Origin of the sequence: Herbaspirillum sp. YR522 (genome assembly GCF_000282575.1) — a bacterium.
GTDB lineage: Bacteria > Pseudomonadota > Gammaproteobacteria > Burkholderiales > Burkholderiaceae_D > Herbaspirillum.
Window position 1 is genome coordinate 1 of record NZ_AKJA01000046.1, and the last position, 22,817, is coordinate 22,817.

31 protein-coding genes are annotated in these 22,817 nt (G+C 60.4%); 5 read left to right on the forward strand and 26 right to left on the reverse strand.

From position 1 onward, the window contains the following. The 4 genes from PMI40_RS07965 to PMI40_RS22920 all read right to left on the reverse strand — a co-directional run. A partial coding sequence (locus PMI40_RS07965; protein WP_008113926.1) for a phage baseplate assembly protein V occupies nt 1–267 on the reverse strand: 267 nt, incomplete at its 3' end. Next, the gene (locus tag PMI40_RS07970; RefSeq protein WP_008113928.1) at nt 267–1,394 is read right to left on the reverse strand and encodes a phage late control D family protein; all 1,128 of its coding nucleotides are present in this window, start codon (nt 1,392–1,394) and stop codon (nt 267–269) included. The genes PMI40_RS07965 and PMI40_RS07970, both read right to left, overlap by 1 nt. Then, entirely contained in the window at nt 1,391–2,353 is a 963-nt protein-coding gene (locus PMI40_RS07975; protein WP_008113930.1) for a hypothetical protein, read from the reverse strand. The genes PMI40_RS07970 and PMI40_RS07975 overlap by 4 nt, the downstream gene beginning before the upstream one ends. Next, complete coding sequence (locus tag PMI40_RS22920; RefSeq protein WP_008113932.1) at nt 2,354–4,279, reverse strand: hypothetical protein; 1,926 nt, start codon at nt 4,277–4,279, stop codon at nt 2,354–2,356. It abuts the gene before it with no gap. A gap of 36 nt (nt 4,280–4,315) precedes the next feature. Here PMI40_RS22920 and PMI40_RS23755 point away from each other — a divergent pair, with 36 nt between their 5' ends. Next, nucleotides 4,316–4,564, forward strand: coding sequence for a hypothetical protein (locus PMI40_RS23755; protein WP_008113933.1), 249 nt, complete (start codon nt 4,316–4,318; stop codon nt 4,562–4,564). Here the strand turns inward: PMI40_RS23755 and PMI40_RS07985 are convergent. The 7 genes from PMI40_RS07985 to PMI40_RS08010 form a co-directional block, all read right to left on the reverse strand. Further along, a complete protein-coding gene (locus tag PMI40_RS07985) occupies nt 4,554–5,033 on the reverse strand; it encodes a hypothetical protein (RefSeq protein ID WP_008113935.1) in 480 nt (159 codons plus the stop codon). The genes PMI40_RS23755 and PMI40_RS07985 overlap by 11 nt on opposite strands. Nucleotides 5,034–5,205: 172 nt before the next feature. Next, the gene (locus tag PMI40_RS07990; protein ID WP_008113938.1) at nt 5,206–5,580 is read right to left on the reverse strand and encodes a hypothetical protein; all 375 of its coding nucleotides are present in this window, start codon (nt 5,578–5,580) and stop codon (nt 5,206–5,208) included. Nucleotides 5,581–5,631: 51 nt separating this feature from the next. Then, nucleotides 5,632–6,069, reverse strand: coding sequence for a hypothetical protein (locus tag PMI40_RS07995; protein WP_008113941.1), 438 nt, complete (start codon nt 6,067–6,069; stop codon nt 5,632–5,634). A 55-nt stretch (nt 6,070–6,124) separates the two neighbouring features. Continuing rightward, the gene (locus PMI40_RS08000; protein WP_008113942.1) at nt 6,125–7,666 is read right to left on the reverse strand and encodes a tail protein; all 1,542 of its coding nucleotides are present in this window, start codon (nt 7,664–7,666) and stop codon (nt 6,125–6,127) included. 88 nt (nt 7,667–7,754) lie between these two features. Then, a complete protein-coding gene (locus PMI40_RS24255; RefSeq protein WP_008113943.1) occupies nt 7,755–7,919 on the reverse strand; it encodes a hypothetical protein in 165 nt (54 codons plus the stop codon). A 7-nt stretch (nt 7,920–7,926) separates the two neighbouring features. Beyond that, nucleotides 7,927–8,769 (reverse strand): hypothetical protein, encoded by an 843-nt coding sequence (locus PMI40_RS08005; protein ID WP_008113946.1) that lies wholly within the window; start codon nt 8,767–8,769, stop codon nt 7,927–7,929. Continuing rightward, nucleotides 8,769–9,413, reverse strand: a complete 645-nt coding sequence (locus tag PMI40_RS08010) for a hypothetical protein (protein WP_008113948.1) — start codon at nt 9,411–9,413, stop codon at nt 8,769–8,771. Before PMI40_RS08010 ends, PMI40_RS08005 begins: the two co-directional genes overlap by 1 nt. 69 nt (nt 9,414–9,482) lie before the next feature. Here PMI40_RS08010 and PMI40_RS22925 point away from each other — a divergent pair, with 69 nt between their 5' ends. Continuing rightward, on the forward strand, nt 9,483–10,298 hold the full coding sequence (locus PMI40_RS22925; protein WP_051001776.1) for a hypothetical protein: 816 nt from the start codon (nt 9,483–9,485) through the stop codon (nt 10,296–10,298). A 17-nt stretch (nt 10,299–10,315) separates the two neighbouring features. Here PMI40_RS22925 and PMI40_RS08020 read toward each other — a convergent pair whose 3' ends face one another. The 10 genes from PMI40_RS08020 to PMI40_RS08065 all read right to left on the reverse strand — a co-directional run bounded on the left by PMI40_RS08020 (nt 10,316) and on the right by PMI40_RS08065 (nt 19,251). Beyond that, the gene (locus tag PMI40_RS08020; RefSeq protein ID WP_008113951.1) at nt 10,316–10,717 is read right to left on the reverse strand and encodes a hypothetical protein; all 402 of its coding nucleotides are present in this window, start codon (nt 10,715–10,717) and stop codon (nt 10,316–10,318) included. Nucleotides 10,718–10,758: 41 nt separating this feature from the next. Then, on the reverse strand, nt 10,759–12,519 hold the full coding sequence (locus tag PMI40_RS08025; protein WP_008113953.1) for a hypothetical protein: 1,761 nt from the start codon (nt 12,517–12,519) through the stop codon (nt 10,759–10,761). Further along, entirely contained in the window at nt 12,516–12,869 is a 354-nt protein-coding gene (locus PMI40_RS08030) for a hypothetical protein (protein WP_008113956.1), read from the reverse strand. The genes PMI40_RS08025 and PMI40_RS08030 overlap by 4 nt, the downstream gene beginning before the upstream one ends. A 27-nt stretch (nt 12,870–12,896) precedes the next feature. Next, nucleotides 12,897–13,151, reverse strand: a complete 255-nt coding sequence (locus PMI40_RS08035; RefSeq protein WP_008113957.1) for a hypothetical protein — start codon at nt 13,149–13,151, stop codon at nt 12,897–12,899. Between the two features lie 78 nt (nt 13,152–13,229). Further along, the gene (locus PMI40_RS08040) at nt 13,230–14,399 is read right to left on the reverse strand and encodes a P22 phage major capsid protein family protein (protein ID WP_008113962.1); all 1,170 of its coding nucleotides are present in this window, start codon (nt 14,397–14,399) and stop codon (nt 13,230–13,232) included. Nucleotides 14,400–14,429: 30 nt separating this feature from the next. Then, nucleotides 14,430–15,227, reverse strand: coding sequence for a hypothetical protein (locus PMI40_RS08045; protein ID WP_008113964.1), 798 nt, complete (start codon nt 15,225–15,227; stop codon nt 14,430–14,432). Nucleotides 15,228–15,330: 103 nt separating this feature from the next. Continuing rightward, nucleotides 15,331–16,782 (reverse strand): DUF4055 domain-containing protein, encoded by a 1,452-nt coding sequence (locus PMI40_RS08050; protein ID WP_008113966.1) that lies wholly within the window; start codon nt 16,780–16,782, stop codon nt 15,331–15,333. After that, on the reverse strand, nt 16,782–18,131 hold the full coding sequence (locus PMI40_RS08055; RefSeq protein ID WP_008113968.1) for a hypothetical protein: 1,350 nt from the start codon (nt 18,129–18,131) through the stop codon (nt 16,782–16,784). Before PMI40_RS08055 ends, PMI40_RS08050 begins: the two co-directional genes overlap by 1 nt. Beyond that, entirely contained in the window at nt 18,106–18,585 is a 480-nt protein-coding gene (locus PMI40_RS08060; RefSeq protein ID WP_008113969.1) for a DUF2280 domain-containing protein, read from the reverse strand. Before PMI40_RS08060 ends, PMI40_RS08055 begins: the two co-directional genes overlap by 26 nt. 30 nt (nt 18,586–18,615) lie before the next feature. Continuing rightward, on the reverse strand, nt 18,616–19,251 hold the full coding sequence (locus PMI40_RS08065; protein ID WP_008113971.1) for a putative metallopeptidase: 636 nt from the start codon (nt 19,249–19,251) through the stop codon (nt 18,616–18,618). A gap of 335 nt (nt 19,252–19,586) precedes the next feature. On the opposite strand from PMI40_RS08065, the gene PMI40_RS08070 reads away from it, so the two are divergent. The 3 genes from PMI40_RS08070 to PMI40_RS22930 all read left to right on the forward strand — a co-directional run bounded on the left by PMI40_RS08070 (nt 19,587) and on the right by PMI40_RS22930 (nt 21,118). Next, on the forward strand, nt 19,587–19,763 hold the full coding sequence (locus PMI40_RS08070; RefSeq protein WP_008113974.1) for a type II toxin-antitoxin system HicA family toxin: 177 nt from the start codon (nt 19,587–19,589) through the stop codon (nt 19,761–19,763). A gap of 94 nt (nt 19,764–19,857) precedes the next feature. Further along, nucleotides 19,858–20,280: a type II toxin-antitoxin system HicB family antitoxin gene (locus PMI40_RS08075; protein ID WP_040501806.1), complete on the forward strand. Its 423-nt coding sequence runs from the start codon at nt 19,858–19,860 to the stop codon at nt 20,278–20,280. A gap of 34 nt (nt 20,281–20,314) precedes the next feature. Beyond that, nucleotides 20,315–21,118, forward strand: coding sequence for a hypothetical protein (locus tag PMI40_RS22930; RefSeq protein ID WP_008113978.1), 804 nt, complete (start codon nt 20,315–20,317; stop codon nt 21,116–21,118). Between the two features lie 212 nt (nt 21,119–21,330). On the opposite strand, the gene PMI40_RS08085 is transcribed toward PMI40_RS22930, so the two are convergent. The 5 genes from PMI40_RS08085 to PMI40_RS23765 are packed head-to-tail and all read right to left on the reverse strand — an operon-like array spanning nt 21,331 to nt 22,722. Beyond that, nucleotides 21,331–21,741 carry a hypothetical protein gene (locus tag PMI40_RS08085; RefSeq protein WP_040501807.1) on the reverse strand — a complete coding sequence of 137 codons (411 nt, stop codon included), beginning with the start codon at nt 21,739–21,741 and terminating at the stop codon, nt 21,331–21,333. An 8-nt stretch (nt 21,742–21,749) separates the two neighbouring features. Then, the gene (locus PMI40_RS23760) at nt 21,750–21,923 is read right to left on the reverse strand and encodes a hypothetical protein (RefSeq protein WP_008113981.1); all 174 of its coding nucleotides are present in this window, start codon (nt 21,921–21,923) and stop codon (nt 21,750–21,752) included. Between the two features lie 28 nt (nt 21,924–21,951). Further along, the gene (locus tag PMI40_RS08090; protein ID WP_008113983.1) at nt 21,952–22,206 is read right to left on the reverse strand and encodes a hypothetical protein; all 255 of its coding nucleotides are present in this window, start codon (nt 22,204–22,206) and stop codon (nt 21,952–21,954) included. Continuing rightward, entirely contained in the window at nt 22,203–22,529 is a 327-nt protein-coding gene (locus tag PMI40_RS08095; protein ID WP_008113985.1) for a hypothetical protein, read from the reverse strand. The genes PMI40_RS08090 and PMI40_RS08095 overlap by 4 nt, the downstream gene beginning before the upstream one ends. Continuing rightward, nucleotides 22,522–22,722: a hypothetical protein gene (locus PMI40_RS23765; RefSeq protein ID WP_008113987.1), complete on the reverse strand. Its 201-nt coding sequence runs from the start codon at nt 22,720–22,722 to the stop codon at nt 22,522–22,524. Before PMI40_RS23765 ends, PMI40_RS08095 begins: the two co-directional genes overlap by 8 nt. Nucleotides 22,723–22,817: the final 95 nt, after the last annotated feature.

Sequence of the window (22,817 nt, forward strand, 5' to 3'; positions counted from 1 at the left end):
CCGGCCCCCGGCCATGCCGGCGGAGGCGCTGCCCTCTCGAAAACTGATCTCGACGTCGTCTCCCAGCGACGGTGGCGCGAACATGCCCCAGCCATTGCCGACCCATACCGCTTCCAGCGGAATCCATCCGGTCTCGTTGCTGTCGGGCTGCAGCAGCACCTTGACCGCATAGGCGTTGGGATCGTATCCAGATACGATGCCGCGGCGCGCCGGCTCGTCACCGTTCAGCGATTGCGCCGCCTGGCGCACTTGGTTGCTCAGAAACATCAGGTTGCCGTGTTGGGTGTCTGGTTTTTCGCCTCCAGCGACATGCGGAAGGCGCCATCGGTCGAATACGCTCGCGAGATCGTGCTGGCGTAGTACGTTTGGTCGAATACCGTCCCGGTGCCCTGCACCGCTACGATGTTCTGGGCCGTCAGCAGCAGGTCGCCGGGCAGATCGGCCTGGACGTTCATCTCGTGCTTGCTCAGCTCTTCCAAGATGGCCTGGGCCCGCTGGCGCGCCTGGTCGGCGGTGAGGTTCGGGACGTTGTAGACGTATTCCTGCGCTGGCTCGGTCGACCTGGCCGACTTGCTGGTGACCTTGTTGTAGACTCGCTTGCGCTCGACCACCTCATTCACGACCGCCTTCTTTTTCGAGTCATAGGACAGCACTCGCACCTTCAGGTCCTTCGCGATCGACAGGTTGCGCCGGAAGCGCATTGCAGGTGCATTGGCTATCGGGAAACCGTTCGGGTCGGTTGGCTCTTGCCACTGGAGCACATACGGGTCAGCGCCGGGCGAGGTCCTCGGTTCAAAGTGCAGCTCGTTACCCTTCACATAGGCCTGAAAATGCTCAATCTGCGCCAGGCGCGTGACAATGTCCCAATAGGTGCAATTCGTCTCCACCAGCGCCTTCACGATCTGGTAGTAGCTGCCGGCCGCCGCCTGGGTCTTCGTGACGACCGGCTTCAGCCCACGCTCGATGGCAATCTTGGTGACGATGTCCGAAGCCACCAGCGAACCGGAACTGAATGAAATCGTGCGCTTGTAGTCGATCAGCTTCGATGTCAGGTCGCGTCCGGTGAACAACATGATGTCGCGCACCGGATCGAACTCCAGATCATCCACGTTCCCCACCAGAAAGCGGGTCAGCTCCGCAGCCGTGAAGTAATCCGGATCTGCAGGGAAGCCGAGATAGAACTCCAGCTGCAGGTTCTCCTGCACTGCCCACCAATCCCACCTGCGGCCGGCGGGCTGCTGCGACATTGCCACCTCCAGGCGGAAGGTATCGGCCTGGAAGAACGAATTGTTGTCGACCGTGAAAGACAACACGGCCTCGATTCGTTCGCCGTTGGCAAATACCATCCCCCGCGGCGCCTTGGCGTCGCTGACAACTACCGCTTCATTGATCATTTGGACAGGACGCCGCCGCTGCTCTGTGGATTGTTGGGGATGGTCAGGAAGGTGATACCGCTAATCTGCGGGTCAACGACCTTGTTCGCCTGCGCGATGGCCGTCCATTGCTGCGCGTCGCCGTACTGGGCGGCTGCCACGTCGTACAAGGTCCCGCTGCCGGCCGCCACCGTGCGCACGTTCGGGCCGCCGCCGATCAGGTTCAGGTTCGACTGAATGCGGCCCGCCGCCGACTGCAGGCTGTACAGCGCCGACGATTGAGTGAACGCCGTCACCTGGCCGGTCAGCCGCGCCGCCTGCTGCGCGATCGGGTTGTTCGGCAGGATGCCGCCCAGCGTCGTGACGCTGTTGATGGTGTTGGTGACGCTGGCCGTCAGCGTGTTCACCCGCTGCAGTACGGCCGACACCGGCGTCATGACCGAATTGATCGTTGCCTGGGCCGCGTTGGCGAAGCTCGACACCTGGTTGATCGCGCTGTCCATCGTGTCCAGCATCTCGGACAAGGTGGGGTCGCCAATCAGGTCGCCCAGGGCCTTGCACGCCGCCGAGTCCTTCTTGATCGGCGTGCCGAAGTCCGATAGCGGGAACGAGTCCTGCGGCTGGGTGAAGTCCTTGACCACCTCCAGCTCGATCGTGAACGGGATCCGGTAGGCCTTCTCGATGTTGAACTTGAAGCGTCGAATGACGACGCTGTACGAGAAATCGAAAAACGTCAGCGGCAGCGGCCGGCCCTGGACGCGCAACGTGTCCAGGTACCGGGCGCGCTCCAGCGCCGTGCCACCGGTGAAGATGCCGTTCCAGTCGATAGGATCGTCGTCGCGCCCCATGGTCCGGATCGCGCGCGCGCCACCCGGGAACCTGTGGACGACCATTGATTGCGCCCCGCCCAGCGGTATGCGCTCGGGAACCTCCATTCCAGAGAACTGGAAATCCCCGAGGTACAGTGCGGTATCTGGCATTTATCGTCCGCCCACCGGACGTGGGCTCATGGTTGCGTCGAAGAAGTTCGGGCCCGTCGGCGGGCGGCCCATTTCCTTGCCGATATACTTCCCAGCAATGAAGCCGACCTTCTGGCCATCCATATACACATGGCCGGCCTGGCCGGAATTTCCAGACCGTGCAGCAGACTCAACGGTCGTCAGCGGTGGCTTTGCAGGCTCGGTGCCGATGCCTAGGTCTTTCTTGAACCGGTCCCAGCCGCTGGGCAGCGCATGATTGGGCGCCGACTTGTTGAACTCGGTGATCTGGCGGAAGATCTCGGCACCGGTGTTCAACATCGATGTCACTGCCGGCAGTACACTTTTTCCGAACTCCGTCTTGAAGTTCGCCCATGCAGCTTCGAAGTTCTCTTCGGCTCCAGTAGCCGTTTCCATATAGGCCTTGTTGGCTGTCAGGAAGTCCTTGGACTTCTGGATACCGGCGGTATCTTTCGCCACCTTCAACTGGTTCGTGACATAGAAGCCGAGGTCAGCAGATGTGTTCCGGTTGAAGTTCGCCGATAACAGGCTCGCTACTTCCTCATTCGACATGTCTAGGCCATATTTCTTCTTGATCGCTGGCATCAGGACGTCCAGCACGAACTTGTTACGGTCCGCAATGAACAGCTTCGTGTTGTCTGCCGAGAGCCCGCCTGATTGAATCAGGTTTCCACCGTTGGCCGCCACGATCTTCTTATAGTCGGCATCTTTCTCGAACTGCTGGCGCCAGGTCGCGACCTTCGGGTCGACCTTTTCCTGCCACAGGCCAAGGTCCATCATGAAGGCCTTCGCCTTCTTGTCCATATGCCCGCCCACCAGCGACGAGAGGGCCGTCATTTCCATGGTACCGGCCGTCGGGCCGGTGTTTGCCGAGATCAGCGCAGCCGCGGGCCCGTAGAGGTACTCAGGCGACGCCAGTTGATACGCAAGCTTGCCGGTGCGGCTCATGGCAAAATAATCGGTAGGGCTCACGACGCCCTTCGTGAAGAAATGCACCTGGCTTTGCATGCGCATTTCTTTGTCCAGTTCGGCGGCGTTTTGCATAACCGGGTCACCGCGGTGCTCCAGCGCCTTGATCGAATCGATCACCAGGCGGTCGACTTCGTGGCCACCGTTCTGAATCTTCGCCGCGTTGGCATAGGTGGCATACGGCGCGGCCAGGTCCAGCGAATGATGCAGATCGCCCGTGGCGGTGTGCAAGTCCTGAATCAGCGCCATATTTTCGGTGACCTTCGTCCCCTTGACCAGGCTGGCCAGATCCTCTGACTTTTTCAGCACCTCGGCATTTTCGGCCTTCGAGAGGTTCAGGTTGGCAAAGTCGTATTGCGCCTTTTCCAGCTTCTTCGCCTCTTGATAGAGAGAGTTGCCGATGTAGATCGTGGCGCCGCCCACCATCAGCGGCACCAAAGCGCCGGTGCCGACGCCCATCCCAACCGTACCGATACCGAACCCACCTGGGCCCACGTGGACGTTGCCGCCATGGATACCGCCGCCGTGGCCGCCGCCGCGCCCGGCACCACCTGGGCCTCGCCCACCGCCGGGACCACGCCCGCCCGGGATGATTCCTGGAATGATGCCCGCTGTTCCACCTGAGCCACCGCCCCCACCTGGGCCAAAGCCGCCTGGACCGAAACTACCTGGCATGACACCCGCAGCCTTGATCCCACGCAGATTTCGTTCCAGCAGAATCGCTTGCTGATTGGCGCGCTCCAGCTTGGTATCCAGCAGGCCCGTTTCGACGTGCAACGCCTTGATGCCTGCGGTATTGCTGCCGATCGTCTTGAGCGACTTGTTGAGCGACACCGCCAGCAGGTCTATCTTTTGGAATTGCTCGGCCAGCTTGAACAAATGCGGCGCGACCAAGTCATTCAGCTTCAGGGTTACCCCGATGGCGTAGACGTCGATCATATTTAACCTATACTGAAATTTTTCCCGGATCGGGCCATGGACACCCTCAAGCCGACGCTCAAGACACGCCTACACGAATGGCTCGCCCACCATGTTTCTTGGATTCAATATCCGAAACACCCTGTTTATCGCCAGGTCGAACCGAAGCCGCCACGGGAGCGTGGTTCACCGCTAATTTGGCTGCTGGCCATCATCCCGGTGCCGTTCCTGTTTTCTGTTCCGCTGGTGCTGATCGTCTATCTGTGGGGCATGTACGATCTTTATCGACGGTGGCTTACCCGCTGACTTTCTTGATCGGCCGCTTCCAGCCCTGGCCGCTGAGCCACGCCATCGCAGTCAGCCCCACAATCCCGTGCACTCGGTTTTTGCTGTGCATGGCTGCCGGTCCCAGCACAGGACGTGGTGGAATATGGAGTGTTCCGAGCTCGTGATAGACCATCTTCTTGTCGGCTGATCCGACCACCGCGCTGTTCCCCTCGGTGGTCTTCTTGATGCTCTTTTTCAAGTCGCCAGTCCGCAGCAACGGCGCCTCAAGCGAATATCCGAGGCGCTTCTTCTCCTGCTCGGTGCTGTCGGCCAGTTCTTCCCATTTAGGATAGGGCCCGATCGCTCCCTGGTACTGGCCGATCATGCCGGCGGCGGTCCGGCGCACCTCTTCGGCCGACTTCTCGACGATATGCTTATCCACCTCCGGCTGCAGGGCTCCCAATTTCAGAAGGTGCCGGGCGAAAGCGCCTGGGCTATCGAAATTCATGGTTTCTGATCCTCAAATTTCCGAGTATTCCAGTTCATCTTTCGTCCCGTTTTTTGCTCGGAAATGATGATGGCGAAGCCTTTCCGCATGACTGGATTCATCGAAAAGGCAAGGTCGAACGGCACCCCGCTACCCGCCAACCATAAGGCCTCTCGGATATCGGAGTCATCGACTATTTTTTTATTGCTTCCTCATCGCCCCCTTGCGATGGCTTCTTCGTGAAGTGTTGCTTGATGCCTTCCTGTACCGCTTTGAATCCGTGCTCGTCCAAGCGCTGGATCAGAGCGCGCATTTCGCCGTTTGAGCCGACCTTCATCACCGGCTGGCCATCGATGGCGCTCACGTACAGCAACGGTATGCACATGCTGCGATAGACGTTGTTCTCGGCCGCGTCGCCGAGAACCTCGATCAGGTCGAATTGGTCCAGAATTCCTGGCTTTTTGATGGAGATAGAACGCCCCGTCTCGTCGGTGATGACGTGGACCGCGTTCTCGGCTGAGAGAATTTGCTCCGACGGCAAAATCGTGACTGTTGGCTGATTCGACATGTTTTTCCTTGGAGAAATTGACTGCCGCCGGCGCCGGAGCGCCGCCGGGCATTATTGAATTTTGGTGCGGCGCGACGCGTGGAAATCCAGCTTGATCGTCACAGCCTTGTCGGCTGTCTTGCTGCCCAGGTCTTTCAGGTCAAGGGCGACATCTTCGTAGCGGTACTGGGTGATGCCGCCGTTGGGCTCTTGAATGGTTTCCTGAATCGTCCCATAGGGCGTATTCACACCTGCGTAGTAATCCGCCTCGATCTGCGCCCAGTAATCCTCGACAGAACTGTTGAAGCGGTCGATATCCAGCGATCCCTGCCATGGACCTGGCGTGACCAGGGTCCGTGTCTTGCCGTCGAATCCCTTGCGTTGATCGACGCCGTTGCTGGGCGACGAAGAGAACGCTGTGATTGCCGCTGGCGGGATATCCAATGTGCCGCGCGAGGTCACGACGACCAGGCGAATATCCTTGCCTACGGTTTGTCCACCAACTGACATAAAAGCCTCCAAATGAGAAAGCCGCCCGAAGGCGGCTTGGTGTGATTGATGGCAGTTATGCCGTTGCGGTGCTCACGCGGGCGACTTGAACCGACTGCCCGCCTTCGAGATTGATCAGGAACTTCTCGACCACCGACAGATATTTCACTTTCACGTCCATCTGCATGTAGCCGGTGTTGATGCGCGCCACCGAGTTGTTGCTCAGGTCGCAGATGGTGGAGAAGTCGTCGATCATGCCCAGGCCGGTGCCGCTGGTGGATTGCTTCATGCCAGCCAGGAAGGAATCCACTGTCGCCTTGGCTGCCGAGCGCGTCGGATCATCCTTCTGCACCGACTGCAGCTTGCCGACGTACTTGCCCATGCCCGCATTCAGGGTATAGGCGATGTAGTTCGTCATCCGGGTGTAGTTGTCGCCGTTGGTGACCGCGTTGCTCGACGTATTGTGGCCGAAGCGCGCGCCGAAGTAGTTGCCACCCGGAACCGGATTGGTGACCACATCGATGCCGGCCTGGCCTAGGACTTGCAGCTCGGCGCCCGAATAGACACGGTTCTGGATGGTGCGCTGCGTGGCGACGATGCCGTAGAGCTGCTTGTTCAGCGACGACTGCTCTGGCGACATGTTCGACATCAGGCCGGCGACGAAGCCTTGGGGCGACACCAGACGAGTGAGGCCGTTGACTGTGTCCAGCCAATAGATCCAGTCGCCCAGCAGCAGCTTGAACGCATAGCTGTCGATGCCGGCGGTCGCCTTGACGCTGGCGGCGTTGGTGATAGTTTCGCCCGCCGGGCCCACGCCGACCATGTAGATGCCCTCGGACAGGCCGAACGAGACCTGCGTCGTCCAGCTGGTGGAGTCGTCGAGGTCGGCCAGGAGCGCGATCGACGCGCCGGTGTTGCGTAGGCTGTACATGCCCGACCGGTTCGCGGTGTCCACGCCCAGCATCACCGAGCTGGTGATCGAGGTGACGCCGTCGGTGCCGCCGGCCAGCGTGACAGTGGCGGCGGCCAGGGCTGCGGTACCGGCGCCGGCCGTGGCCACGACCAGGTCGGACTTGCCGCGCAGCGCGCCATTGCCGTTGTTGATCGCGGCGGCCATGTTGACCCAGAGCGCGTTACCGGTGCCCGGGATGTTGTCGAAGACCTCCGGCTGGTAGCCGGGCAGTGCCAGCGTGATGCGCGAGGTATTGGCCTGGCTGCCGGCGCCGAGCGTGGCCTGCAGGGCGTTCCCGGTGGTGCCGGTGTACTTGGCGGTCAGGGTAAGGCAGGATGCCTGCACGACTACGGTGGCGGCCAGGTCGGTACCGTCGGTCACGCGCACGAAGCGGAAATTGGCGGCGCCCTGCAGCACGGCCACGGCAACCTGCGTGCCCATGTCGTACTTGCGGTTCTGGATCTGGCCGTGGATGCGGGCATAATCGGCCATCGAGCCGCCGATGGACGGCGCATTGACCGGGCCCCAGGTGGCGGTGCCCACGATGCCCAGCACGTTGGTCGGGACGCCATTCAGCAAAGCGACTTGCGGCGGCACGATCTGCACGTACAAATCGGGGACTACCAATGCCGTCGCATTGATCTGGCCTTGTTGCACAACTGGCATTGAAGCCTCCAATGAAAAAAGCCCCTGTTACGGGGCCTGAAACGAAAATCCCCGCACTGGGCGGGGATAGGTATGGGTGGTGAAGCGCTTATTTGCTCTTCGCGGGCGCGAATGGCGACTCAGGCGCCGAGCTGGCCACCTTGACCACAAACTGCGCCTGCTCGCTGGCTAGGATCTCGGCGACGGTCTGCTCGTCGCTGATCTGGTTGCCGACTTGGTAGTCGCCGAAGGCGTGGGTAACGACAAGGTTCATAGTTGCCTCATGTGTTGATGATGATTTGGCCAACCGGCGCGCCGCCGGGCAGCGGCACGACCGAGACGGCTGTTTGCTCGGTGACAACCTGCACCGCCTGCAGCGCATGCGTCACGGCGAATTCGACGGCGTAGAGCAGATCGTGCCGGTACACGCCCTGCTTCTGCAGGTCGTCGATCTGGGCGCTGCTTCGGTACCGTACGGTGCCCTGGGTGCCGTCCGGCAGCTCGATGCGGTAGGCAGCGGCCAGCGCAGGCATCAGCAAAGCCGCCAGCGGGTCGCGCTGATCGAAGCAGTTCGCCCAGATCGAGACCTGGAACACCTTCTCCAGCCGCATCAGCTCGCGAATGCTCGTGCCTTCCGTGCCGATGCGGGCGATGATCGACTTCGCGCCCGACACCGTCAGCACGGGCCCGACGCTCGACGCCGCGCGGTCGGCGCTGATCAGGGTCGCCAGTGCCGTAGCGATGCTGGCCAGGGTATCGCTCGCCTGGACGGCATAGACGTAGGGCTTGTTGTCCACCAGCACCGCGATGTTCTGGGCCGGCGCCGCCGCCCCGCCGAACGTGACGGTCGACCCGGTCACTGCCAGCGTCACCGTGGCCGGCACGACCGCCAGTTCCTGCCACTCCATCATGCGCGCCGGCAGGATCCGCTCGGTCGGCGTCGGGAAGACCGAGATGTTGACGATGCCACCCTTCATGTCGGCGCCGATCTGGACCACGTCCGGCCAGCCCTGATAGACCTTGACCGGCACGCCAGTGATCGACGGCGCCGCCGTCCCCTCCGGGTACACGATCCCGGCAATCAGGCCGACCAGAGTGTTCGCAACGTCGGTGAAATCGGCCATTACAGATGTTCCTCTACCGTTGTCAGACGCCAGCCCATATCGGTCTGCTCGGCGCCCTGCACTGCGTACCGGCGTCCGAGGTCGTCGATCAGCGTGTCGCTGGCGTTGATGATGATCGGGATCGACGGCGGCAGCAGGACCTGCCAGCCGACGTTCTTGGTCGCGCCTGGCAGGTTCGAACCGGTATTTTCCATGCGCCCCTTCAGCAGGACCGACGCCGGCCAGCCCTCGGCGCCCAGCACGTCCACTGCTTCGGCCGCGCAGTTGCCGCGGTACCCGCCGGCGCCGACGGCGCTGCTTTCCGGCATGCGCGTCAGCCGGATCCGGCGGTTGCACTGCACGCACTGGATTGGCAGGTGCAGCTGCTGGCTGGCGATGAAGTAGATCGTCGTGCCGTTGACCAGGTAATCGCCTGGCTGGGTCAGCCGACCGTCGAACAGCCCATACCAGACCGAGTCGCCGTAGCGGTCCGGCCGCTTGTAGGTCATGTCCTCGGCGTTGAAAGCGGCGTTCAGCGTGCCGGCGGCCGTGGCCAGCGGGTTGCCGGTGCCAGCCGGCCGGAACTGGGTGTAGACCAGGCCCAGGCGCTTGGCGGCCTTCGCGTAGCCGCTGTAAATCTTGTCTTGCAGCTTCAGGGCGTCCATCAGGTATCCAGGTTCAAGTTGAAACCGCCGCCAGTGGTATATTTGAAATCCAAAAAAACAGGGGGAAAGATGACCATAACTGAGGCGATTCGCAAGCTCCAAGTTTTCGTGGTGGACTTAGTTTTAACCGTAGCCGGCTTGATTGCCCTCATCGCTGGCCTATTATCAATATTCCGTGACAACGCTGCATTGACGGCCTCATGTATCGGTGCGGGAATAATCCTTCTTTTCGCGTCGACGCTACATCGGTTCGAACTGCTGAAGGGTTTTGGTATTGAAGCCAAGATCAGAAAACTTGATGACACTATCGATAAGGCGCAAATAGCGTTGGATAAGCTTAGAGACGTCACAGAGCTGACACTTTCCACCTTGGTTTCCCTGCGAACCGGCGACTATGAGCAGATAAGATCGTTGACCGAATCGGCAAAATTGTCCGAAGCCATACGGAGTACACTTCAAGGCCTGCAAACTGACGGGCCTACAATCCGTAGAATTCTCTGGCCATGGGTGACATTCGAAGTCCGCAGCTTAGCCGGCGCAACGCCTGCTATGTGGTCCGATATCGTAATCAGTCGGCGTGAGTCCGAATCCGACCGAATGAAGGATTTGCCCGATGGTGAAGAGCGTCAACGACTGTCAACGATGCTGCAAGAGTCCCAGGAGTTTTCACGCGACTACATCCGAATATTCAGCACATGCGCGCCCGACAAAACTTTAACCGCAATTGATCACTCTATTTCCGAGCATCCATTAATGACCGAGAGCGACAAAAGAACTGCTATGGACAGATGCTCGAACCTGAAAAATGAAATTCGATTCCTTCTCGAACATCAGAAATTCAGAGATATAGAATATTGCCGAAGCCAGCTCCCCTATCGGCAATGAAACTCGTCGCGACAAACTTACGACCTTACAAGAGACACCGAGGCACTTCCAGCTAAACCAGAACCCGGCCTGAAACCAATAAATCGGCAAAGCTCCATTCGGACCCGGTTGTACAGCCCGAAGCGGTCGCCCACTTCCTGCTTGTTGTGCTTCCAGACGGCTGCCTCGTCGGTGTCGAGGTTCTCGCGTGCGCCGTAAATATCGGCTTCCAGCTCGTTCAGCCGACCGAGAAAATTGGCCGTCAGCACCTGCTCTTCGCTCTGCGTGAGCGTAGTCAGCCGCCGATGCAGCGACATGGTCACCATGCCGAAGGCGCCGTACACCAGGTCGTTGTCATCGGTGATGGGCATGCTGTTGCCGGCCAACTGGTAGCCCATGTACCGGCGCACGTCGGTCATTTGGGCTTCGGATAAAGCCATGTCGATCCTCGAAAAGTCAGCGCCGCCGGCACCTGGCCTGGCTAGAAACCAAGCAGGCCCGGCAGCTCGGCGGCGAAATATACCGCCACGTAGGCATGAATTACCGCCTGCATGTGGGTCGAATCGAAATACCCAGCCTGCGCGACGCCGTTGCACGGGACCTTATACAGCACCACGTCATTGAAGCCGGCGGCCGCTGCGCCGTCGTAGATCCGCTGGAAGATGTCGAAGCATCCCGTGGGATCGGCGGCGGTGAATACCCCCGCACGCAGGAATGGGTTGTAGTCGGTGATACCTGGGCCCATCGTGGCCGTCTGGTTCGCGGTCGTGACCCACAGATCGGTCGACGTGGCGCCGGGCGTGCGCGTCGTAGCGATCAAAGGCAGGTCCGGCGCCTTCCGACACTGACGAATCTTCGCCCAGTGATCCCGTTGCGTAGCCAACAGCCCGTAGCCGGGACGCGGGTCATCCCAGACCAAGCTGCTGTTGTTGGCGATCATGTTCGTGATCGATGCGTCGGCGAACTGCCCCTGCAGGGCGCGCTGCGCATAGCCACCGTAGAGTGCGGGCGTCCGCGCATTCGCCCCTGCCACGGCCGAGCGGGTCCAACTATAGCCACCGAGATTCAGCGCCCGGTTGGCGAAAGCCAGCGCGCCGTCAGCATCGCCATAAATGGCGCCGGCCGGCGATGGGTTGCGGTCGCTGTTGTTGGCCGCGATGCTGTCGCCATCAACCGAAACCAGCTTCTTGCCGAAAGCGCCCGTACCGTAGACGTTGCTGACGGTGTTCGAAACCTGCCCCGTGGTCGGGCCGATGGCAGACCAGTCCTTCAGGCCGATATACAGCCCGGCGGCGGCCCCATCCTTGATCATGTCGCCAAGGTCGGCGCGATTCGACGCAATGATTCCGGTTGGCACATACTGGCCGACCGGCGCCGTCATCTCCTGCTGGATCAGGTACCGCGTGTTCGCCGGCAACACGCTGCCGATTGCACGGTCCGAAAAGCCTCGAAAACCACTCGGCATGCCAATGGATAGACCATCGCTGGAGATAGTCCCGCCGTTGGCCAGGAACTCAGCACCGGTTGCCGGCGATCCATCCAGCTTCCGCAGGTAGCCATACTGGCCAGCGGCGGCCTTGAACCAGGTGAACGACACCATCGTCGCGCCAGACTGGTTCGAACCGCTGCCGGTCGTCCCGATCAGCATGTTCGTGCGGAACGTGACGGTATTGCCTACCGCCTTCTCCTGCGACGCGGCCTGCTCTGCGGCGTCGACGTAGGCGTTCACGGCCTCGACAAAGAGATCGGTCAGGGCGACGTTGGATGAGTCGCTGCACCGGGCCGTGCGGTAGTTGTTCGTGCCCAGCACGCCCCGGCCGATGGGGAGGGTGACCCGTTTCGCGCCGGACAGCACTGGCTGGCAGTTCGTGCCTGCTGCCGTCGGCGCCGCGGTCGATCCCGCTCCATTCGTCCCCACCGAGGTCAGCGTGAACACCTTGTTCACGTCAGCCGGCATGACCAGGTACGGCAATGTGCCGACCTGCACACCGTTCGAGAACACACCAGTGATGACCGCGTCTGCCCCCGTGAAGGTGCCAGGCGTCGCGTCAAGCTGCTCGAAGACCTTCGGCGAGCTGTTGATCACCGGCGCAGCCTTGACGGTCGGCGCAGCGCTGACGTTCTTGTAGATGCCGCCCGACATCGCGAAGATGCCGGCCACCGCGGCATAGACGCCGGCCTTCTTCACGAAGGCGCCGACAGCGTCCGCGTAGGCGCCGGATTTCTTGACTTTCAGGGTCATGGTGCGGTCTGGACGTAGAGGGTGCCGTCGGGCCGGCCGTCATTGTTGTTGGGCGCTGCGGAGGAAACCACGATCTGCGGGAGATTGAGGATCGCCGGCAGCGTGGTGGCAACAATGGATCCGCTGGAGCAGGTAATACGCACGCGGCGAATGCCCTGGTACGGACCGATTTGCTGGAGCGTCGTAGCCGCTAGCGTCCAACTCTGCAACGAGTTGCCGCGGCCGGCTGCGTCGTCCAGCAGGTACGCCATACCAGCACCGCCCGCCGCCGGCACGATGTTCAACGCATCGCCCTCCTGCAAGGTGAGCGTCGCGTGCTCGCCAGCGCTGATAATCTTGGTGGTGGTCATAGTCTCGTGCCCTGGTAGGTACTGCGGTTACTTGTTCTCTTGATTGGCTGCGTCGAGCAACGCCTGCAGATCGGCCTTCTTGGTAACGCCGTCGGGAATTACGATGTTCTTGGCGGCCAAGGCGGCCTTTATTTCTTCCACGTTCATCGCCTTCTTGGTCACGCCGTTGGGATCGAACAGTTCGTGCACCTCGGCATTGAAGTCCGATTTGTTGATCAACACGAAATCACCTTGAGTGGCGGAATCGCTCGACTTCACCTTCATGGTTTCGACTTGTTCCATCTTCTTCTCCGTAATGGAAAAGGGAGATGCCGAAGCACCTCCCTCTTGGTACAACTTGAATTTATGACCGCGCGTGAATTAGGCGCCGATCAATGTGCCCGAGTGGCGCGGAGTGACCATTTTCTTGCCCCAGGCCAAGTTCACTTCGTAGCGGACCTGGCGCTTTTGGCGGTAGATGCAGAACTCGTAGGTGATGCCGGACACCGGATCAGTGACCATCATCACGTCATCTGCCGCATCGCCGCCTTCCGGCATGGCTGGCGCGCGGGTGGCCAGCTGGATGGCCGAACGATGGAAGAACATATTGCGGGTCGTGGCCGCGATGATGGTCACAGCGGTTGCGGCAGCCGGGATGGCCTGCTGGAGACCAGGCTCTTGCAGGGTGATGGTGCCACCGGCGGCCACGTTGGCATTGCCAGCAGCCAGCAGGTACTTGTTGCTGTCACCTGCAAAGGTGACGATGTCGCCGACGATGGCAGTACCGGTGCCGGCTGCAGCCAATGTGATGATGGTGGCGCCCACGGCGTAGCCAGCAGTGTTGGTCGTGGCCGAAGCTGCGGTACCGGTGGTGACGTTCTTCTTCACCTGGCCGGAGTTGTGCAGCTGCAGGCCTTCGACGTCGCCCAGTGAGCCGCGACGCAGCAGATCATCGGTCCCGGCTTCGTTCACGCGGAACAGGCCCGACTGCTTGCCGCGGATATTCGCGACGGCGGTCGAGCCCAGGACCAGGTGCAGGTCGGATTGCGGCGCGCCGTTGTCGTCGAGAATCTTGCGCGACTGCGCGAAGTCGGACAGGTCGGATGCGGTACCGAAGGGGGTCGTGTTGTAAGTGCCGTAGGCGCGCGAGGTGGCGATGTGCAGCCCGGCCAGGTCGGACTCCACCTCGTTGGTCAGAGTGCGCAGCGCTTGGGCGATGCGATCACGATTCACCACGGCCAGCGTGCCACCGTTCTGCAAGGCCTTGGTTTCCTCGCCGGTGATGCCGAAAGGAACCGAGCGCGCCTTATCGATGGTCATCGCGACGTTCCCGATAGTCTGGTTCGGGGTATCCGCAGCATAGGCGCCGACTTGCAGGTCTTCTGCCGCCATTGCGCCAACCACTGGCGACATCACGACTTCGTTCAAGGCCGCGCGCTCCGCAGACGAATCGCGGGACACGGCAGGGATGAAGCCAACTAGCTCGCGCGAGACGACATCCATCGCCTCGTAGATGGTTGGAATCAGATTGGTGAGGGTAAGAGCGCCCATGTTTGAGGCCTTTCAGGGGAAAAATTGCTGTTAATCCGTGATCGTGACTTTCGGGTCGCGGCCGACGCTTGCCTTTTCGGCAGGCGGCAGCGAATCGAACTGAGCACGGGTGATTTTCTTGTTGCCGTCGGCGAACTTGGGGCCGCCGCCATTTCCGCCGCCGCTGCCAGCGCTCCCGGTCGGGAACCAGTGCGGGGCTGCTTCTTTCATGCTCTCCAGCCATTCGGCGGGCGCGAACGGGGTCTTGCCGTCCTTGCCTAGCACCACCTGGCCACCGTCATCCAACTGGACGGCCTTGCCGCTTTCATCCAGCGAGAACATGGAGCGGCCACGGAACAGCGCATCCTCGATGGCATGCGGATGCAGGCCGGCCGTGGACGCAGCTGCGCGGATCGTGTCATCGAGGACACGACCCTGGAATGCGCTGGCGCGCTTTTCGGCTGCCGCGACCTTGTCGTTGGCTTCCTGAACGGCACGCTCCGAGGCGGTGCGCAGCTTTTCGGTACGTTTGTCGATGACTTCGGAGAGCTTTCCGGCGGCGATGAGCTTGGCTTCATCGTCGTTTTCCAGCTTTGCCATCAGTTCGCGCATGGCCGAAGGATCGATGCCTTCGAAGGCCTTGAGCGAATCCTTCAGCTTCTTCTGATCGCCCAGCAGCTCGCTGTTTTTGGTCTTGAGGCCACTGGTTGCGTCTGCAACAGCAGCATCGATGACCGCCTGGATCTCGGGAGTGATTTCCAAGCCGCCACCACCGCCATCGCCTGCAACGTGAAAGCGGAAGAAATTGAACAGGAGGTGCTTGAGGAGCTTGCTGACGGAAAGATGCATGGTTTATCCCCTTGGGATGGTTGAATAAGCGGCCTGGCCGCGCGGATGTGAAAAAGCCCGGCCTAACCGGGCTTGAAAGCAAATTTGGGACGTGCGGGAGCCGCTACTCGACCGCTTCTGGCGTCTTGGACGGCTCCGGCGTGTCCTTCTTGCGGGCGGCGTCTTCCTCTTCCGCCGTTCGGGTCGACACGATGACCTCGCCCGCCTGCAACTGGGCAAAAAACGTCTCGAAACTGATGGCGCCGCCTTGCAGCGCCTGTACCAGGGCCGTCAGTTGCTCCGGCGTCATCGGCATCGGGAAGAAATCGCGGTTCAGGCTGAACACGACCTCGCCAGTGATGCCGGCCCACTCGCAAAACACGACCAGCGCCTTCTGGATGCCGGTCGACAGCGTCTGCGCGGTGCTGGCCAGGACAGAATTCTCGCCAGCACGATGCAGGCCGGCCGTTTCCGCCGCCTCGGCCGCCTTTTTCTGCGCCTCCAGCATGCGGGCGCCGAGGATGGCCAGCAGGTTTTCCTTCCGCGTCAGGTTCTTCTCCAGCGCATCGAGGCCCTGCCCTGTGAATTCGAGGTAGGACGCCTTTGCGTCAGGATTCGGGAACAGCCAGGCCGTGGCGCTCCCGATGTACAGCTTTTCAGGCGGCTCACCGTTCGGCCCGTTTATCGGCGCGTAGCCACTCACCACCGGTGTCGGCAAGCCGGCGAAGTGGCAACCGTGCTCATAGTCCGCGCTGGTCAGGTAGTGCGAATAATTCATGTCGACCAGGTCAATCAGCGGCGGCAGATCGCATGTCGGCGTCAGGTCGTCCACGCCCATTACCCAGAACGGAATGCTTGTCAGGCTCTTGCCGCCCATAGTCGGGTAGACCGTGGGGCCGATCTGGACGTCTCGCTCAATCCCGGTGTTTGGATCTTTCTGCACCTCGAAAACGCGCACGCGGTAGTGGTGGCTGCCGTCGGTTGCCGATTCCAAGTCCAGCACACGGTATTGCGTCACGGCTTTGTCTTCGAACTCGTCGACCCGGTCCAGACGCTGCTCGACCAGCACCACCAGGGTCAGCTGGTACGTGTTGTCGACCTTCGCAAAACGCCAGTTGATTATCGACTCGGCGCAGTACATGGCCAGGGACGGTCGCAGCTTCTGGCGCTGGGCGTCAGCCAGCGTTGTGCCAGGTGCCGCCTCTGGGTAGTCGGCAAACAGCCCGACACGGCCGACCGTGATCGCTTCCTCGCTCAGGGTCTTCGCCAACACCTCCAGAGGCGAGCCGGACAAGGTCACGTCGGCCAAAAGGTCCTTGGCTGCATCGGGCGCTGTGATCGTCGGCGGCTTGCGGAACAGCAAACCCAGCATGGCAGCCATCGAACGCCACGTCGCGCCGTAGAACGGCGTGCGCATCACGTAGGCTGTATAGGCCTTGTCGTCCTGATCCTTCAGGCGCGGCAGATATTCCTCGCGCGCGGCATGCACCGCGCTCTGCCCGGCGGCGGCATCGCGGCAGCGCTTCCACAGCGGCGCCATGGCCACGTAGTCAGGATGCTGGTACTTGACGCTCATTACACTCCGCCTATCGAAACTTTTCGCATTTGGTTGCTGCTGATCGGCCAGCGCTTCACGATGAAGTAGCCGACGGCATCGTTCGGGTGGTCAAACCCCTTCTTTTCTTCGCCCTTCTTGTCCTTCACCGGCTGACCCTTCTCGTCGTAGATCTGACGCTCAAGGCTCAAAGTGAGCTTCTGACAGCGATTCGTGTTGACCAAGAACCGGCGCTCGCCGGCGGTGTTGCAGAACATGGCGTTGACACTGTTGATGCGGTCTTTCACGCCCGGGTTGGCCGAATCGACCACCACCGTGAATCCCGCCTTACGCAACAGGGAGAGATCGGATTCGCTAGCGTCGGATGTTTTTCGATTCTGACCAGACGCATCTGGATAGACCGTGATCTGATGCCCAGGAAACCGCTCTTTGATCTTCTCGATCATGGCTGGCGTATCGAACACGCCTGTGAATTCGTCGACCGCGCGCGGCAAGCCCTCCCGAATCACGCACACGATGGCGGCCATATGGCTGACGTTGAAGTCCATACCGATGTGCAGCACGTCTGCAGACTCGCCAGCACGTGCAGGTCTGACCAGATCGTCGGTGTGGTTGTGGCGCCGATCAAAGCAGTAATAAATCACGCCCTGATAGTTCTCGAAGCTGGCTTCGTATTCCTGCCGGAAGGTCTTCGGATCCATCTTGCGGCGAGCCGCTTCGATTTCCTCGGCGGGCACGTTGCCGCCTTGCACCGAGGTGTACAGCCAGCTCCTATGGTCCGGCTCACGGCCTGCCTGACCATCCAGGTAGCTGTCATAGCAGTGGTTGAAGCCCTTTGGCGTGCCAATGCGCAAGGCATGCCCGCCGATACGCAGCTCTCCGTCCACGTAATAGCGGCAAGTCGATAGCATTGGCCGCAGGACTTCTTCCCATGCAACGTAAGGACAGTCCGCCCATTCGTCCACAAGCGCGAAGAACAGGCCCGAGCCGCGAAGGTTGTCGTAAGAGTCCAGACCGACAATGCGCACGATGTGCCCTGACTTCAGGGTGATCGAGCATTCCGTCTCGTTCGGCTTGAGCGCTCGCCAGCTTTGCGGTATCGCCTGCTTGAGGCGACGCCAGAAGACACGCTTGGCCTGCTTGAACGTCGGCGCGCAGTACCAGATTTCATCCTCGACGCTGACGTTCCACGCGGCGGCCAGGCGCGCGGCACGCCGGATCTCAGCTTTCCCGAGGAACGTCTTGCCGAATCGGCGACCACAAACCGCGTCACGGAAACGGGCTTTGGGCTGCCAGCCCCATGTATAGATGTTCGCCTGCTTCGGCGTCAGCGCAACCGGTCCGTCAGAGAATCGGCTTGTCTGGGACATCTTCGTCGGGGCTCAAAACGTATTCAGGGCGAGACGGCATCCCAGCCTCTGGGCTGACAGGCAACGCATGCGGGCTATCCAGCCGGCGATTGACATAGACGTCGCCCATTTCCTTGGCCGCCTGCTCGATGATCTGCATCGCCAGCGGTAGATTGCCCTTCGATTCAGCCTTGTCTGCCATGCGATCCAGCAGCCGCAACCTGGTGGCCCGATTGGCAATGCCGATCTCGGCCGTCTCTTCCCGGAAGCGATTGCGCGTGTCCTGAAACAGCGTCCGCCACTTGATATTCAGCGAACGGCCAGCGTACTTCGTCGGGTCGTAGCTCTCCACCTGTTGACGCGTGACGTCCAGTTTGAACTGCTCTTTGACCGATGCAACAACCTGCGATGGCTTGTCGAAGCACGCCAGGGCTTGCACGATGAAGGCCTTTACCTCGTCCTTGAGTGCCGCCATTGGTTGCCTTCCGTCAAGGGTCTGTCAAGGTCAAGCCGCCTTCAGCAGACATGTGCCACAAGCCCTCGCAATGTTGATTTTCGCCACCTCCGGCGCGTTCTTTGCTGCCTCTACCATCCGGGCAACATCGGCCGACGTTCCGTAGCGCCTGACCACTCCTGTGAATTCCTCGACATCGTGCCCACGGATGGCAAGCTTGGGCTGCCCGTCCTTCTTGAAGGCAGGCTGCCCGAACGCGTCTGTCTCTTGGCCGATGTGGTACAGCTCGTGCTCCACCAGTGCGCAGAACTCCAGGTCAGAGCAGTTCTGCACGTACATGGCGTCAAGCGTGATCAAGTAGCCGGGCACGCGCCTGAACCAGTGGATCATCTGCTGCTCTTGCCGCCCCTTCTGCCAAGGTCCACAGCGGAAGGTCACTTCCTCGCACTGGCCCAGTACCGTGCGGCCGGCCTTCACAAACCCGCCGGCAGCCCATAGGAAGGCGATGTCGGCGAACTCAAGGTGCGCGTGGTCGGGATTGTGGAGCGGCGCGCCGGCGGCCAAGATGTTGGCCGACACCCAATCAGGGATATCCAGCGCGGGCACGTAAGCATCGCTCATGCCCTCCTCGATCAGCTCCCGAGGCGGCAACGGCCGGCTGGCCTGCGGCTGTTTGGTCTTTCCCATGGATTCAATTCAAATGACCGCCGCCCGCGCCATCGAAAACGCGGTGCTCTGCGGAAGGAGTCAGGCCTTCTACGTCAGCGGTCTGCCGCCCTTATTCCCGAGTGAAGCGGCTAGCGGGTGATGAAAGCCAGCATCCCTGCACAAGCCGTCGCTCTCATGCGCGCTTAGCCAGCGAACCGGCACTCTTGCAGGAATAAAAAAGCCGCCCGGAGGCGGCAGGTCGACCGAGGCCGATGGAGACGTTAAAAATGTACTCAAAAATGATTACAAATATCTTGCACACGTAATCATTTTTGATTACCCTGGCTTTGCTGAATCAAACGAAAGGAGGTGCGGTGAAGCAGAGCGAGTTCGTCAGGTGGCTCAGGCAGCAAGGTGCGACATTCGAAGACGGTACCAACCACACGAAGGTCAAACTGAACGGCAAGACGAGCTTCCTACCGAGGCACCCCAGCAAGGAACTGAAGACGGGCCTTGTCGAGGGTGTGAAGAAGCAACTAAACCTGAAGTGAGGATGGCCCCGAAAGGGGCTGTCCGCTGATGCTCGCGGCTTCACCGCATTTTTTTGGCACTAGACTTTGTATCGTAGGATACAAATTGGAGGCAATGATGAAATACCCCGCACACTTCGAACCCGACACCGAGGCCGGCGGCTTCGTGGTCACCTTCCGCGACATCCCTGAAGCGATCACCCAGGGCGATACCGAAGCCGAGGCGCTGGCCATGGCGGCCGACGTCTTGCTGGGCGCGATCGAGGTCTACTTCGACGAAAAGCGCGAGGTGCCGGCGCCATCGAGCGCGAAACGCGGCGAGCACCTGGTGGCGCTTCCGGCCAGCGTCGCCAGCAAGGTACTGCTGCTCAATGAGATGCTCTCCCAGAAGGTCGCACCGAGCGAGCTGGCCCGCCGCTTGGATACCACCCGCCAGGAAGTGAACCGCCTGGTCGATCTGAAGCACGCAACCAAGATCGATCGCATTGAGGAAGCGCTGGCCGCGTTAGGAAAAAATCTGGAGCTAGCCGTCGCTTGAAACTTAAACCCTATAGCAAAGGGAGAAAGCAACGATGAAAATATCAATCGGCAACATTTGCACGACTTGCGCCAGACATACCGGCCACCCGCAGGTTGAATTCTCAGAAGTTGAATTTAATGATTCAGGCGTGTACGAATATGAATGCAAAAAAGGGCATCACGGCCTGACGGTTTTGCAACAACACAAGTTCGAAGTTCTGTTTGAAATCGCAATAAATGCAATAGTGGACGGTTACTACCGGGAAGCGATCTCCGCATTTGCGGCAAGCCTTGAGCGATTCTACGAGTTCGCAATTCGCACGTTAATGCTCAAAACAACAGGCTCGGATGTGCAATTCAAAGCTGCCTGGAAAGAAGTTCAGAAACAATCTGAAAGACAGTTAGGCGCATTTATATTTACATGGACGCAACATTACAAAGTCCTGCCGTTAATTCTCAGCACAAACCAGTCCGGATTGAGGAACGACGCCATACACAAGGGCAAGATAGTCACCAAGGAAGTAGCCATTCTATTCGGCGATGAGGTCTTACAAATTGCGACTGCTAACCTCGATAAACTGAAAGAGACCTGCGCAGACGAAATTTCGCAAATAAGCGTGTTGACGATGAGAGAAAATCTTGGCAAAGATTGCGATCGCGCTGAAAGGGCCTCTTTCACTAGAGGCGGCTTGCTCAGTGCATCTCATACCGTAGCCAAAGAATATCGTCGTACCCTCGCTGAAGAAATTAAGACCATGCAAGGTCTTCGCGAAATCAACGCCATGATCGCAGTTGATCAAAAAGTTCAAGAAAGACTTAATTCGCTCAGACTTTCCTCATCGCCGGACATGACATAAAAAAACCCCGAGCCGTTTCCGGGCGAGGCTTTGATTCTGCCGATACTTGAGAGGAAGCGCGGGGCCCAATCCTATCTGAAAAGTGGCCCCGCCGCCAATGCATCCGCTCAGGTATCGCTGCTGACAGTTTTCGAGACTATCAAATTGAGGCGTATTTTAGCCCCAAATGTGTAACGTCCTGTAGAGCTATTTTGTGTAATTTTTTTTACACACTAATCGACGACCGCTTCTTCCTCCTTTTCCTGGCGCATCTTCTCCGTCGCCGCCTTCAGGCTCTGTGACATCGAGACGGCCCGCCGGGCGAAGGCCCGGGCCCGGTTGTAATAGGTCTTACGGCTGATCTCCAGCTTCGAGGCCTGCTGCTTGATATGCGCTGCCTGTTCCACGTACATCAGCTTGAAGCAGGCGAAGGTCTCGGCGTGCTCCCTCATCTCGCCCAGCATGTGGATGGCCATGTTGAAGAACTGCATGTCCGGGCTGTTGCGGGCGTTGGGCGGCTCGCCGGTCTTGCTCGGCTGCAGGCGCGCCAGCACGCCCTGGGCACCAGGCTGCAGGTAGAACCGGCGCGTGTAGCACCAGTTCATCCAGTCCTCGCAATACGCGTCCACCTGCTTGTCACTCATCCGCTCGTTCATCGTATCCCCTTGCGCTCCTGGCGCTTTGCCTTCCTCACCGCCTCCCGGCGGCGCAGTTCTGATTCAAATTCAACGTGGTTGGCCGGGTCGCCGCCCCAGCCGTAGTACTTCGATTCGAGCGCCCTGCTTCGCTCTTTCCCCTCGCGCGCCAGCGCAGCATCAAATCGCATGTGCGCTGCGAGGATCCGGTCCAGTCCTTCAAGCGGTCACCTCGTCCTCGCATTCATCCTTGACCGGCACGCCGCTGATCGGGCGCAGGTAGCGATCCTCTACGACGAAACTGGTCGACATCTCCTGTTTGCCGGTCAATGCCCGCGTGCAGGAAATCGGCGTGCGTGACCGGCAGCGCCAGGTCGGCAACTCGCCCGGCACGGCAGCGAGCACCTCGACTACAACGCCAGCCTGCACGCACTCATTCGACAAATAGGCCAAATCCCCAGGCTTGCAGTTCATGCCATCCCCGTTTCCGCCTTGCGGCCGCCATTGCACAAGCGCATGTGCGCGCCAGGGTCGTACCCGGTCAGCGGCTTGATCGGGGCCAGGTAGCGGGGACCGGCAGCCTGCCGAGGTGGCTTGACCCGGTACACCGTCCGCCCCTTGGCCTGGCCGATCTCGAACAGGTCCTGGCCCCGCATCTTTTTCATGACCTCCACGATCGACATCGGCGTCCGGCCCAGGTGGTCGGCGATATCAGCGGTGAAGTACCAGGTGGCCGGCTCCATCACCTCAAGGACCTGCTCTGGCGTTACTTGCTGCTGTTCCTGCTTCTTACCCATTCCTCTTCTCCAAAAAGGCGATGCGTTTCTCGATGTCTTCCGGCGCGGCCGGCGCCGATAGGTTGCATTTCCGGTCCCGTCGCGGGCTCAGGTAGGTATGGCCGGCCGGATCCTTGTCGCACTGCGAAAAGCCCTGCCTGGCCATGTCCTTGTTCGCGCTGGATGTCATGTGCTTGCAGTCGACGCACTTCATGCGGCCGCCCGGGCGTCCACGAGCTGCAGCGTGGCGCCGGCCGCGACGGGGTCCATCTGCCGCACTCCCAGCAACGGCTTGCGGCTGCCGCCGCC